This is a genomic window from Planctopirus sp. SH287 (assembly GCF_056500625.1).
On record NZ_CM151403.1, the window covers coordinates 3,785,801 to 3,800,271 of the forward strand.

Here is a 14,471-nt window from a genome sequence, read left to right on the forward strand (position 1 = left end):
AGACGCAACGCCACTCAATCAGGGAGTGGTGACCACGGGTTCGGCTTGCTGAGGAGGAAGCGTGTCTCCAAAAGCCGCGTCGAATTGAGCATTCGCCCAGTCGGCTGTCGATGCGCCAGAGGATGTGACAGTGGACTTGCCAGTGCCAGAGCTTGCATTCGCACCAGGCTTGCTGACTTCAACCGGCTTCTTTGTGACAGTCGCGATTGGCTTCACTGGAACGGGTTTAGCCGGTTGCTCCAACACTGCCTCACTTTGAGCGGGCAATCCGGTCGATGGAGAAGCCTCTTCCGAGAAGACGTTTCTTATCGAAGACTGTGGTGACACATTCGACTTCATCATGGGTTCAACAGGGAGCTTGGCCGGTGGGGAAGCCGGAGGAGTTGTTGGCGTCTGAGCAGGAAGCTTCTCAACTGGCAGTTCATCGGGAAGCAGATCCAATCCGCCCGCAGGCACCACCTGACTATCGTGCATCACCTGACCATCGGGTGATAACCTGCCAATCTTTTCTTCACGCACAGGCATGACGGGAGGCTGGGCTGTCCCTTCGGCCAACTGTGTTCGCAGGGTGCGTCGCAAATCCAACCGCTGCGACTCTTCGGCACCAGCAATCAGGACAATGTCATCAATCGCGTATTGCTCGCCTTCTTTCAGCAGATGAACTTCCGCACCAAAACGGTGATCTCCCAAAACCACTTTTGCTTCCGCTTCGCCCAATGAGATGGACTTCAGATCGGCGGCCATGAAGGTGTCTGCCGACATCCCGGAATTAGGCACGAACTTGGTTTGCCGCCAGATCACGCGGTTGAATTCGCTGGAGCAGCACTTCTGCAATCCGTCGAGAGCCGCTTGCTGATAGGAGGGGTCTCGTCCGAGAGAAATGGCACAAGCAAAGTTCTGGAGGGGTAGCAGAAGTTCGGAAGTCAACTTCACTGAAGCCGGTCGCCCGGCAATTTTCCACTCGACATCATCGATGCGGAACTGGCCCTGTTGCTCACGCAGATAATAAGTGAGTTCCTGGCCATCCTGCATGACATAAAAGCGTGTGAGTGCCCCTTCAAACTTCCGGCCAATGACTTGAATTTCCGGCTTGTCGAAGACCTCCAGTGGCAACCCCGGGAGATTCTGATCGTTGACTTTGTTCCAGACCCGCTTGGTGAAGTCATATGTTGAGAGTTGCCGTAATGTCACGACATCGCGTTGCGACATGGCATCGACAAACAGTTCGAGCATGGCCTGAGCCGTGAAAACGGCTGTCAGATGCTGTTCCTGGCCAGTGGCCATGTCATAAATCGAGACTTCACTCGCTTCATAGACGGGTGGCTGATCGCCAATAACGATATCTCCACCCTGGCGGTGCATTGCCACGTGGACGACGTTTTCTTTCCCCGTCAGAGTGAAGTCGGCACGCGTTTTCTGCACCTTGACTTCAATCTTGTGTGTTTCATCCGAGGGGCGAGGCAGGTTCACCAATTTGAGTTCACCCAGAGCGATGGCTCCTTCATAGAACTCGCTGGTACAGAAGGGCTTGATCACTTCGCGGTCATGAGTGGCATAGGCATCCAGGAATTCCACACAACGCAACACTGCCAATGCCTGCTTGTAAACGGAAGGGATCTGCTCAACCTCTTCTTTGGAATCAATGGCGATATCACTGACCAGCCAGTGCCCTTCCTGCAATTGAAGAGTCCAGACCGTTTCACCACGCTCGCGAGGCATCCGGACAACGGCGGTCTTATCATCCAGAGACGCTTCCGGCTTGCTGGACTTCGACGAACGCTTTGGCCCCGCCACATAACTGGTCAACTCGGTGCGATACTCCTTGGGGAGATTGCGAATCGCTGCGGCAAATTCCGGCGTGCATCGCTCGCACATGGTGGAGGTATCGCCTTCATTCCAGGCTTCAACCGCTTCACGAACGCTGAGAAGCAGATCCATCTGCTCAATCACCGATTTGTAAGCCGTCACTCCCTTTTTTCGCTGCTTCATGAAGATGTCGTCGACGACCCATTCTTTCCATTTCTCGTCAAAGACCAGTTCATAAAAGATCTCTTTCTTCTGCTCACCCACTTCAACGGTGACCCGTTTCCGCTTCGGGTCAAGATCCTCCACTTTCACAATCTCATTCTTGCCCGAAGGAAGTTTGAGAATCTTCAGATCGTCCATCGCATCGCTGGTTCGCAACGCCTTATTGTTAAAATCATTGGACGATGTCGTCTTCAGAGCTGCGAGGTTGGCAGCATCCAGATTCGCAGCGAACTTCTCAATAGCCCGCGATTCGACCATGTTCGCGCAGCCCACCACACCACCTGTGGTCAACGCCAGCGAAGCGGCCATTCCCAGACATCGCCACCAACTCACCTGCCAAAGTGACCGGCCACCCGCCCCCACTTTCTGAAGAGACGCCGCATCACGCAAAAACACGGCATCATGGCCCGTGTGATCAACTGAGTGAGAGGTCGTGAGATGGGAATTCAAGGGCAGCAAAGGCATAGCGTCATCCTGTTTCTGGTCTTTAAGCCATGGCAGACTCAAGACCAAAGAGATGGCAGGCAGGGTCATTTGTTGTACAGAAAAATCAGCACCATCGAGGGCGGCCAAGTCCTCAGAAGGAAGTGGCCAATGATGGTCTGGAGCGAAGAAGAATGGCTGCGAAGACGGGAGTCGAGGCGGGAAAAACATTAACAGAGGCAATCACACCGGCCGGGAACGCACCGATTGTCGGGTGATATCGCTCATCGGGCCGAATCAGGTCAACCACCATTCCAGCCACTTCGGCAACTAGAATCGGCAGAAGTTGCGTTGAAGGGACTGAACAGGGATATTTGAAGAGCACACCGGCGGATATGGCCGAACTGAGCACTGATAACAGGTCTTCTCACGTCCCTTGTCCTGCCGTCCCCCCCCCATGGCGTTGCCTGATTTCCCATGCTTTGAAGCCTTCTCCGTTCCCACGGTGAAAAGCGTGAGTGCCAGATCCTTTTCATCGATTGACATTCGTCCCGGTGAAGCAGAGAAAAGAGTGTCAATATGCGACATTCAGCCGATCAGTTCAGGATTCACTACCGATGCGTTCTGCAATGTTTGTTACTGGCCTGTGCTTTCTGATGAACCTGTGCTTTCTATTGAGTCAGGGTCTGGCTCAGGAGGTCGCTCACGAACGTGTGGCAACGGTGACAGGAATGCCGGGCTGCGTGGCATTCTGGGATTTTGAGAAGCGGGAAAATCAGGGCGAGCGACGTTTCACAGCCCATGTTCCCACTGGCGTAACCAATGAATATCCACTCGACGCCATGAACTATGTCAAAGACTTCTGGGGGGAAGGCCGGGCGGCAACTTATGCTGACTTTCCACTCTCAGGACGTGGCCCGTTTGGACAGGCAATTCTCATTCGTCATGAAACCGACCCCACGTTGAGGCCTTTACTTTCTGTGCCGCGTGCACGCTTACACGATTCTCCCCTTGATATTAAAGGCCAGGGGAAGTCCGTGACCGTGGTTGTCTGGGCCATTCGTGAAAGCGGGAATCATGCTCTGGCCGGAATCTGGCACGAAGGGACAGATCTCAAGCAGGAGAGCACGGCCAGGATCAAAAACGTCCAGCGGGGCCAGCGCCAATATGCACTCTTCGCAGGCCTGAACAAAGAAGGCGCGGCATGCGGGCATGTGTCGGAAAATGGAGCCAGTTCCTTCCTCAACCGTTACGCACTACATAAGTGCAACTCGGCTGATGTTTCACCCAAGGTGGCAGCCAATTCCTCTGAGGAAAAGCTCGATGCTTCGTGGCAATGTTTTGCAATGACATTTGATCATGAACAGGATCAGCTGACAGGATGGTTGAATGGCCGTGCGGGTGATCGCTGGCTGGAAAATCCTCAGAAAGACGGCTTGCTCTCATTTGCCGCAAATGCCTGGCTTCAAGGACATTTGCATCGTCAACCGGGATTGCAGGCCGGAGAAAACCCGGACTTTCCCCCCGATCAATTCTACAACCCGCCCGAGGAAACGCCGCTAACGACAAAAGTGCTCAGCGAGTCACCCGACGAGCGAGTGGAGCTTCAGGAATTCGGTTATACAAAAGTGAAGGTCACATTCCAGAAAGTGGACGGACAATGGCAGGTCGCTGCCAGACAACTGGCGGCATTACGGCTGAATCCCTGGTGGTATCCTCATGATCTTTACTCTCCACCCCATGATGGCAGTGGCGGGCCATTCACGATTGGTCGTGTGATTCATAGCTCAAAAAGCGTTGGATTCACTGGCTGGATTGGCGGTGTCGCGGTCTATGATCGGGCATTGACTCCTGCCGAATTAAAGACACTGGCAGAACTTCGATCACTGCCGGTGTTAAAGTCTCAAAGCACTCCAGCCAAAACAGAGGAATAACAGAGAACGAAAACAGCCAAGAAGGCCCGGTGGACAACCACTCTGTCCTGACAGTTTGCGGGAATTCGACTGGTGAGAATTGCCGATTTCGGATATCCCTTTCAATCGGAATTCGGGCCAAACCCAACGAATATCCCATTGCAGAACAGGCTGAAAACGTGCCAGGCCCAAGAAGCCGGCACGTCTGAGAAGCTGACAGGGAGGTCAGTTCGTGAGTCCTTGGAAACATATCCGACTGATACATATGCTGACGTCCTGGGGAACAGGACTGGCAATTCTCGTTGTTGGTGGTTGGGCCGCATGGCAATTCAGTTGGCCCCGGCTGGACGTCCAATGGGGGATCGTCCCCACCGGCGAACTGATCGGAGCCGAATTTCGTCCCGACAAAACGCCAACAGAGACAACAGAAACAACAGCGAATCCAGAAGTTGATCCCCCGACGACGACGAGCGAGGTCAATCACATCAGCCAGATGCCGCTGGTATTGCCTTCATTGGCCACGTCAGCGTTACCACCTCCCCCTCAGAACGCGCCACCTGTGACGATGTCCGGCAATTCCGAAGGGCAGCTTCAGGAAATCCCCACGCGATATCAGCGAAAGCCGCTGGGCCGGGAAACGTTGACCACCGTGCTGGCACATCCCGAGAAATATCAACATTCCGAAGTCCAACCGTCATCGCCCGGTCCACAGGCGAATCAGGAAAAGTCTGCAGCAGGAGCCACCACTTCAGGGGCACCAATCAATGCCTTGTTGCAGCAGGCTAGAGATTTGCTATCGGCGGGAGAAGTCTTGAAGGCTCATAAACAGTTGTCGCAACTGTATTGGTCTGAAGTCTCTGAACGCCCTTTATTCCAGAAAGAACTGGAGCAAACGGCGAAGATCATCTTTGAACAACCACAGCCTCACTTCATTGAACCCTACACGATTGAACCGGGAGATCAACTGCGAAAGATAGCTGGCAAGTATCAGCTTTCATGGGAGTATCTTTCGCGATTGAACGGCGTCGATCCCCGCAAGATTCAAGCGGGGAAAAAGCTCAAAGTGGTGCGTGGCCCGTTCTCTGCTCACGTCTCGTTGTCTCGCTTTGAGCTGACAATTCATCTGCAGTCGTATGTCGTCAAACAATATCACGTGGGCATTGGTCAGGATCGCTCATCGCCTCAGGGGAAACTGCTTGTCCTTGAGAAAATTGCTGACCCTCAATACACCGATCCTCAAGGGCGTGTCATCGAAGGCGGAGATTCCCGGAACCCTCTGGGCCCTCGCTGGTTGGGTCTGGGGAACAGCTATGGAATTCATGGAACGATTGAACCCGACAGCATCGGCAAAGCCGCGTCCCGTGGATGTATTCGACTCAAAAACGCCGACGCCATCGAAGTGTATGACTATCTGGTGAACGGGTCAGAAGTGGTCATTGAACCTTAAATTCCCGTTGAATCTCATCACAACATTGCTGATTTTCTCTTCAAAAACCTCTTGCCACGTTTTTCGACTTCTGCTATCCCGCACATTCCTGTCTGAATTTTGACTCTGTCAACGACTCACAACACTCCTCCGCTGACTTCTCACCTCCCTTTCTCAATCTCTCTTGATCGCTATTTCCTATGTGATGACGCGATTGCGTCCCGCTACTGATTTGGCATCAACTGATCTGTCTGTCGACTCCTCACCAGCCCCTCCCCGATCATTCGATCATTATTTCTACACCACATTTCCACACCACTCCCTGTCCTGTTGATCAATCAGTCATTCGTGCATGACCTGCGACCACCATTTCGTGAGTGTCTCAGCGTCGACTCCTTCCTCTCTCGTTGAATCAACCCATGACTTTCTGGCGTGCCACCACACTCGGAATGACCATCCTGACTGTGACACTCTTATCGAGTTCACTGGCCAACGATGCGCCGTCTGCCGGAACGACTGTGCTGGTGCTGAAAACACGGAAAGTGTTGCAAGGAAAGATCCATCCAATTGCCGGCGGCTACTCCATCGAACGGGGTGCTCATAGCATTACGATGCCCGAAGATCAGGTCGAATGCGTCGCCAGTTCTCTTCCCGAAGCCTATCGCAAAATGCGCGATCAACGGACAAAACCGGGAAGTCGCATTCCTGATACCGACGAGCATCTGGATATTGCTGAATGGTGCATTTCTCATGGGCTTTATCGCGAAGCCCGCGAGGAAATCCGCATGGCTTTAAAATTGGAGCCTGACCGCGCTGCCAGTCGCCGATTGCTGATGCGAGTCGAAGAAATGCTCGACCCGGTGCGAGTTATCAAAAACGCTCCCGCCATTGATCGGGCCGGTTACGATGTCCAGGTGGTGGAATCGCTGGGCGGGCTTTCCCAGGCGACAGCGACCGATTTCGCCCTGAAAATCCATCCCATCCTGATGAACAAATGCGGCCTGGGAAGCTGCCATGGGCCAGCCTCCAGTTCGGCATTTCAACTGGACACCACGCGCGTAGGAGGTGGACGCCATCGACTCTATGCCGAGCGAAATCTCAACACCGTGGCCGAATATATCGACCTCCAGAATCCCTCTCAAAGCAAACTGCTCGAAGCAGCCCGCAATATTCATGGAGGATTAAAGCAGCCTCCATTTGTGGGCGCCGCTGGCAAACAACAGACAGCCACTCTGGAACGATGGGTCATGACCTATGCGACCGAGCGGAACCCCAGGCTGGCCCAACAGCGGCAAGTTGTCCAGGCAGGTTTTACTTCCGGCCAGACACCAGCCAATCAGACACCCGTCAGTGGCCGAATGAACGACGTGATTGAAGTAGGCGGCACCAAAGCTCATGACCCGATCTATTCGGGACAAATGCAAGTCGCCTCGGGCGAAATTCCTCAGTCGCCGGGAGGACTCCCTGTCTCAGAATCAGCCGCCCCCGGAATCCTTCCCTCAGGGCCAGCCACACCGATAGAGCGATCACTCGACGGTGGTCTCTTGCCGGGAAATATCAGTCAACCCAACCAGTTATTATCAGAAGAAAAAACGCGCGAAATCTCTCGCAGCATCCAGCCCGATCTGTTCGATCCGGATCAGTTCAACCGTCGTTATCACGGCCGCGAACTGTTCGATCAGTTGCGCAAAGGCAACGCCCTGCGTCGGTTACCGGGTTCGCCCGATGCTTCTCTTCTCCCTGTCTCCGGTTCTGCTCCGTTGGAATCGACTCCTTTGAAAGATCGCCCATGATCGGTCACTTCCATCCCCGGCCTGTCGTTCTCTGGAGCATGAAGTGGCTCATGCTGGCTGTGGCGTTTGCCTGGCTGGTGGGATGTTCGGCCATGCACAAGAACATGGAAGACCCCTTCCTGGGTTCGGCCAAGAGCAACGAATTTTCGTGTGGAGAATCCCACCGGACCTCAGGCCGATCAGCAAAGGCTCAGGCCTCACGTGCACCAGTATCTCAGGCAGCAGCCAATCGGACTGCGAACATGAATTATGGCATGCAGGCTTCCAGTGGCATGGCACCGGTTATGCCCGGTCAAATGGCCAACGAATATGGGGCCGCTCGAGCACCCGCGAAATCAACAGCAAAGTCAGCAGCAACTCCGACCAATTCCTCAAAGGGATTTGAAGATCCTTTTGCCGTCGATCAGGTGGCTGACAACGAGGCCACAGGGCGTGTTTCCTTTTAAAGAAGGTGTTCGACCGCTCCTCGTGCCGTCTCATCGAGAATCACCCCATGCCTGATTTCCTCGTCTGCCGCATGTTTCCACTATTCATGGTGTGGGCCAGCCTCTGTTGCGGAGGATTGAACAACGTCATGGCGAGCGATGCCATCACGTCATCAGTCGCTTCGCCGACACAGGACGATGCAACACTCCATGCTATCTGCACAGTCGGTCAGCAGCATGTCTTTGCTGTCGGGGATCGTGGCACCGTCTGGATCTCCCATGATTCCGGCAACAACTGGCAATTCTCCGAAGCCAGCATTCCCGGTTCTTCAAAGCCCATTCATCTACGCACTGTGCAGTTCGTGTCCGACAAGCTCGGCTGGGTGGCAGGGCATGTCGGTGAGTCAACGCCTGGCTTATCGACGGGCGTTCTCCTGCTGACCATGGATGGCGGTATCACCTGGCGCGAACTGGGAGAAGGCCAACTCCCGGCAATTCGACACATCCAGTTCTTTGATCTCGATGAAGCCGCGATTCTCGTTCAATCCACGGGCGAAACGGCCACAGGAGTCATGCGAACAACCGATGGCGGGACAACCTGGACATCTCTCGCAGGACAACGACAAGGCGAGTGGGAAACCGCCTCATGGTTCACTCGACGGATAGGGATTGTCGCTGGTCGTGAATTGAACCTGTCGCTCGTGGGCGATGAACAACTTTTGCCTTCCAGATTCCCCAGTGACAACCGCCGTACCATCCGTGGCTCAGCCACCACCAGAGAAGAACTCGCCTGGCTGGTGGGCGACGGGGCCACGATCCTCAAGTCTTCGACGGGAGGCGTGGTCTGGGATGTTCCCACGGGATCACTCCCTTCATCCACACGTCGACTAATGGATTTTCACGGCGTCTACGCACTGGGCCAGCACGCCTGGATCGCAGGCTCACCCGGTTCAGTGATCTGGCACACTCCTGATGCAGGCGCCACATGGGAAAGTCAGCCCACCGGTGAGACGCTGCCTCTGGAAGCCATCCGATTTGTCCATGGCCCGGAAGAACAATTGAATCAGGGGGCCACAGGTTACGCCGTGGGTCAACTGGGACTTATCCTTCGCACAACCAACTCGGGAAAAACATGGCAGGCCCTTCGCGGCGGCGGAAGACGGGCAGCCTTGACATTGCTCCCCGCCAGAGCCGAACGCATTTCCACCTGGGCATTGGCCAAATCTGGCGGCGAACAGGGATATCGCACCAATGTCGTGTTGATGACAGCCGGCTTGGATCGCCAGCAGCAACGCGATGGAGGGCTTGTTCGGCAATCTTCAGCAGAAGATGACCGGCAGGCAGCCGTGTTGACTGCCGGTGGCAATGCTCTGGAAGAATGCTGGGCCTTCCCGATTGTCACACCCGGCATGGAGCATCACCGCGAAGCACTTCTCAAAGACTGGATGTTAAAAACAGAAAACAAGCTGCCCGAGTTTCTTGTCGGCCAGATTGTCAGGCAACTGCGCACATGGCGGCCCGATGTCGTCGTGATCGATCAGCCCGCACCAGATGATGCCGTCGCCCAACTCCTCTTTGCTGCCATGTGCCGGGCTGTCCCGTTGGCCGCAGATGCCACACGACTGCTGGAACAGCAAGAGGTGCTCTGTCTGGCACCATGGACAGTGGCTCGCGTCCTGCTGAGGCTACCGGATGGAAGTGTCGGCGACGCCCAGTTAGACGGCTTTGAATTCCTGCCTCGCACAGGTATTTCCGTAAAAACGGCGGCCACTCGTGCGGATGAACTGCTGAAGATTTTCCGGGCAGGCACACAGCAGCGGGAAGCCTTCCGCCGACTCACGCCCACCCAGTTGATCGGCGGCATTGGCTCTCTCCCTCCCGTCGAAACGACCGCTCAGCAGGATTTCTTTTCCGGCTTATCGATCTCACCGGGATCAGCATCCAGACGATCGTTGCCTCCAGTGGATGATACGATTCTCACCCGCCGAATGAAGGCCGCTCAAAAACTGAGAAACGTCGAAGCCCTCACGTCACAGCAGTTAAGCGATTCCCGCATTGCAGGTCAGATGCTGGCTCAGGTCGGGCCGATTCTGGTTGATCTCACCGAACCGCAAGGGGCCGCCTTTCTGGCTCAACTGGCCCGTGATTACCGGGAAGTCGACAATTATGAACTCTATGAGCAGATTCAACTGGAATTAATCCGGCGCTACCCAGGGACACCCGAAGGAACCACCGCCCTGCGCTGGCTGGTTCACAACTGGACAAGTCAGGAAGTGTCGTTTCAACGCAGCCGGCTGGAAGGCTCAACCACCATTCGCACGATGGCCAACATCCAACCCATGATTCGACAGGTCGGAGCCAATGGCGAAGAAATCACCCGCGAACAAGGGGGCTTGAACGGAATTGGCCAATCTCCAGTGATTCAGGCATCAGCCACTGGCAAGTTGCAGTCACGCGGCCGCAACTATCTGGATGAACAAAGTCAGGGACGTCTCAAACAGGCCGCTGAGTTACTTTCACTCCTCGAAATGCAACAGCCACGACTTTATCGCACGCCTGAGTTTCAGTTTCCTGTCGCAGCCCTCAAGCGCCATCGTGGTTCCTTTGGTGATGCCGATTCGGTCTATCGAATGTTGCTCATTCAACAGCAGGTGTTGAATGCCGAGCAGGAAGTCTTGCCTTCCCATGATCTGATTCAACAGATTGCCGCCATGGAACTGTGGTTAACATCAGCCACCGGGGCACCTCCCGGGCCAATCGCCATGTGCCGACGGGCAGAAAGCCGCCCCTTGCTGGATGGCCTGCTCTCTGATGAATGCTGGGAAGCGGCACAGGATCTCAAGCTGCAACGCAACGGCACATCAACCCTGGAAACTACCGGAGAACCCGGCGACTTTGTGATGTTCAGTTACGACGCCGAACATCTCTATCTGGCAGGGAAATGTACGCGGCATCCCGGCCACGCCGCATCACCCGTAGAAATGGGCGGCCGTAGCCACGACGCACCATTAGAGGGGCTGGATCGGGTCAGAATTTCTCTGGATATCGATCGTGATTATGTGACCGCCTATCACTTGGAAATCGCAGAATCAGGGGCCACGCGTGACACCTGTTGGGAACGGACGTCGTGGAATCCCCAATGGTTTGTCGCGGTGGTGAGCGATGAGGAGTGCTGGCGGTTTGAAGTGGCGATCCCTTGGTCAGAACTGACCGACCGTATTCCTACGAAAAATCATGTGCATGCGGTGAAAGCCGTCCGCACGATACCGGCCCAAGAAGTTCGCACCTGGCCGTCTAGTTCAAATACGGCTCTCGGGTCTTCCCCAACCTCCCCCGTCGGCATGATCAAGTTCGATTAACGCCTGTGGAGAACGGAGCGACGGGAAGACATGTCACGAACGAGTGCATTGTCAAAGTCTAAAATTCGGGTTTCTTCTGTTGTTAAGTCCGACAACGGAGGACACTGCGGCAACATCAACCCGAAGACAAAGCCGTGACACGGCACGAGGGGGCTTTTTTGAAGCCGGCGAGCATGTTCATCCCTCATTCGACAAGCAGTATTGCCAAACGCTATTATGTCGGCGTCAAACTTGAGCAGAGGCAACGGGCAACGACTCAAATGCCTGCTTAAGAACACTCGCGGGAGTGGCGAAATTGGCAGACGCGCCAGACTTAGGATCTGGTGCCGCAAGGCGTGTGGGTTCGAGTCCCTCCTCCCGCATTTGTTCAACACAGTCCCTGCCCTGGCAGGAGCAGAGAAACAACTCGTGTTCCGTCAGAATTAAAAGCAGGTTTGAACACGTGTTGACGTCCATTAACAAAAGACAACACAACGCCTCGAACATCCAGACAAAAACGTGGCATTGCTGTGGGTTGTCTTTTTAAGTTACCCATGCAACGCTTCTTGGGTTCTTACCGATTGCCAAGGGACGGCCCTGCTGTCATTTCCGGCGGGGATGTCTCTGAATCCCCGATGGTTCTTCCAAAAGGTTTCCCCATGTTTGGCTTGGATCTCGTCGACACAACGTGCGTTTTGAAGGCTTCGCTCCGAAGCACATTCGTCGTTTTTGCAAGCATTGCCAGCTTGATGACCATCGCCCTTGGCGACGAAAAGGCGGCCATCTCTCAAGTCAGCACTTCACCTGCTGATCGTCCCTCTGTTGTGTTGATTACGCTCGATGGCGTTCCGGCGACATTCCTGCGTGACCCCGGTGTTTCTATGCCCAATCTTCGTCGATTGGCAGAAAAAGGGGTCGCGGCGGAAGGAATGACCGTTTCCAATCCGTCTGTCACCTGGCCCAATCATACCACTCTCATCACCGGTTTAACGCCTGCCACCCATGGCGTGCTGTTCAACGGCGTTCTGGAACGCCCCGGTTTGGGTCTTCCACCGAAGACCAATGCTCAACAGGATGGCCGGGCCTTAGTGGCAGTTCCCACTCTCTTCGACTTTGCAAAAGAGGCCGGGCTTTCGACGGCCGGAATTAACTGGCCATGTACAAAGAACATCGAGAGCGTTGATGACAACATGCCCGATGTTCCTCAGTTCTTTAGCTACACGACACCGCGGCTGATGGAGGAATTGAAAGCCGCCAATATCCTTTCAGACGAATTGATCAGCCAGTTTTATAAATATAGCGGCACCGTCCGTGATGATATGTGGACAGCCGCCGCCGTCTATGTCATTAAACATCGCCAGCCAGATTTCATGACGATTCACCTGCTCAATGTGGATGGGACTCATCATAAATATGGCCCCCGCACAACCGGCGGCGATGCGGCGGTGGCCTATATCGATACCTGCCTGGGGCGAATTATCGATGCGATTGAAGACTCTCCCAATGGCAAGAACACCACCATCATCGTCACTGCGGATCACGGCTTTATCAGCATTCCCAAGAGCATTCGACCGAACGTCAAGTTCAAAGAAGCGGGCTTGCTGACGGTAGCGGGAAATCGTGTGGAATCAGCGCGTGCCTATGCCATTCCCGAAGGAGGTATCGCGATGGTCTACCTGACCGTTCCTGATACCAAGGCTCAAGATCGGGAAAAAGTGATCGAACTTTTCAAAGATCATGAGGGTATTGCCGCAATCGTCCAGCCTGCGGAATATGCGGCTCTGGGGTTGCCCGACCCTGCTGACAACCCCGCCATGGCCGACCTGATTCTGGTGGCTCAGGATGGCTATGGCATGAGCGCTTTAGCGACTGGTGAAGAATCCATTGTGGCCAGCGATACCACCCTGGGAACCCATGGATTCCTTTCCACCAACCCCAAAATGAACGCGATTCTGGTGATGGCAGGCCGTGGAATTCAGGCAGGCGCCACATTAGGAACCGAGAAGTCACCCGGGATGGTTCGCAATGTAGATGTAGCACCGACCATTGCCCATCTCCTGGGGATCAAACTCCCGCAGGCCGATGGCCGGGTGTTGAAAGAAGCCCTCGCGGCCCCCGCACCATAATCTGTTGCGACACAACTTCAAGAGGCCGTCAGAATCGAACAAGATCTGGGCAAATAGAAACAAGCCCGTCTGAGACAGATCCCGGGATTCAACGACGCGTTATGTGCGGCGCATTGTGTACCATGCTTGCGGCTTTGAGCAAGCATTTTTTGCGATCGCCAACGCGCCATTTCAAGTTGTGATTCGTATTAAAGACGTCGATGCCCACTCTGGTCGGCCATGGAAGTCTTCTCATTTAATCGGCGAGGGTTTTACCTGCTGAAGTGCTGTTTCTTGCAGGAGTGAGGTCGCCTCGACATCGAGTCTTGCTGACTAAAAACTGGCTTGGCACTCAATCATCTGAGGCAACTCCATTAAATTGTTTAAGCGAAGACAACACAACGAACGCGTCTTTACCCTTCAATGCTGACAAAATAGAGGGAGAAGGCTGGCATTCCGGCTTTGGCTGATAGGTGGAATGTATGTTTCCTCGGAACGACCCTTGTTTCCGTAAGAGACAGCATGATGATAACGCAACGTGACTTCGACAGACTGAATTCTCTTCCTTGCGGCCGAACAGTTCACGCTCCTCATACACACCGCTTTCGTCAAGGTGCTGCCGCTGTGGAAATGGCGCTTGTCGCACCGATTTTTGTCCTGTTGATTCTGGGGACAATTGAGTTCAGCCGGGCGCTTTCGGTCAGCCAGCTCCTGACTTCCGCGACGCGGGATAATTGCCGACGGGCCATTATCAAAGGCACCACCACCGCGACAATTGTTGAGCAAACACGCAAGCAGATTAAAGAAACCATCGCTCCTGGCGTTGATAACTTCACGATTTCAGTCTTGGTGGATCGTCAGGAAGCTCAAAACCTCATCGAGAACGCTCGTCCCGGCGACATCGTGACGGTCAAAGCCGCCATTCCGGTTTCGCATATACAGTATTCACCGGGTGAGTTTCTCAAAGCGGTCACACTCAAGAGCCAATGTTCAATGACTCACGAATAACGAGAGCATGGC

Annotated in this window: 9 protein-coding genes and 1 tRNA gene; 8 read left to right on the forward strand and 2 right to left on the reverse strand. The window is 54.5% G+C overall.

The window, feature by feature from the left end:
* Window positions 1-18 precede the first annotated feature (18 nt).
* Window positions 19-2,493 (reverse strand): hypothetical protein, encoded by a 2,475-nt coding sequence (locus tag SH287x_RS14005; protein ID WP_479514941.1) that lies wholly within the window; start codon window positions 2,491-2,493, stop codon window positions 19-21.
* Between the two features lie 112 nt (window positions 2,494-2,605).
* Complete coding sequence (locus tag SH287x_RS14010) at window positions 2,606-2,764, reverse strand: hypothetical protein (protein ID WP_479514942.1); 159 nt, start codon at window positions 2,762-2,764, stop codon at window positions 2,606-2,608.
* A 304-nt stretch (window positions 2,765-3,068) separates the two neighbouring features.
* On the opposite strand from SH287x_RS14010, the gene SH287x_RS14015 reads away from it, so the two are divergent.
* From SH287x_RS14015 to SH287x_RS14050, 8 genes are all read left to right on the forward strand, one after another.
* Window positions 3,069-4,385 carry a hypothetical protein gene (locus tag SH287x_RS14015; RefSeq protein WP_479514943.1) on the forward strand — a complete coding sequence of 439 codons (1,317 nt, stop codon included), beginning with the start codon at window positions 3,069-3,071 and terminating at the stop codon, window positions 4,383-4,385.
* A 211-nt stretch (window positions 4,386-4,596) separates the two neighbouring features.
* A complete protein-coding gene (locus SH287x_RS14020; protein ID WP_479514944.1) occupies window positions 4,597-5,811 on the forward strand; it encodes a L,D-transpeptidase family protein in 1,215 nt (404 codons plus the stop codon).
* 398 nt (window positions 5,812-6,209) lie between these two features.
* Entirely contained in the window at window positions 6,210-7,583 is a 1,374-nt protein-coding gene (locus SH287x_RS14025; RefSeq protein WP_479514945.1) for a hypothetical protein, read from the forward strand.
* Window positions 7,580-8,029: a hypothetical protein gene (locus SH287x_RS14030; protein WP_479514946.1), complete on the forward strand. Its 450-nt coding sequence runs from the start codon at window positions 7,580-7,582 to the stop codon at window positions 8,027-8,029. Before SH287x_RS14025 ends, SH287x_RS14030 begins: the two co-directional genes overlap by 4 nt.
* Before the next feature lie 47 nt (window positions 8,030-8,076).
* A complete protein-coding gene (locus SH287x_RS14035) occupies window positions 8,077-11,367 on the forward strand; it encodes a YCF48-related protein (RefSeq protein WP_479514947.1) in 3,291 nt (1,096 codons plus the stop codon).
* Between the two features lie 280 nt (window positions 11,368-11,647).
* A tRNA-Leu gene (locus SH287x_RS14040) sits at window positions 11,648-11,729 on the forward strand.
* A 366-nt stretch (window positions 11,730-12,095) separates the two neighbouring features.
* Entirely contained in the window at window positions 12,096-13,472 is a 1,377-nt protein-coding gene (locus tag SH287x_RS14045; protein WP_479514948.1) for an alkaline phosphatase family protein, read from the forward strand.
* A 501-nt stretch (window positions 13,473-13,973) separates the two neighbouring features.
* A complete protein-coding gene (locus tag SH287x_RS14050) occupies window positions 13,974-14,459 on the forward strand; it encodes a TadE family protein (RefSeq protein WP_479514949.1) in 486 nt (161 codons plus the stop codon).
* Window positions 14,460-14,471: the final 12 nt, after the last annotated feature.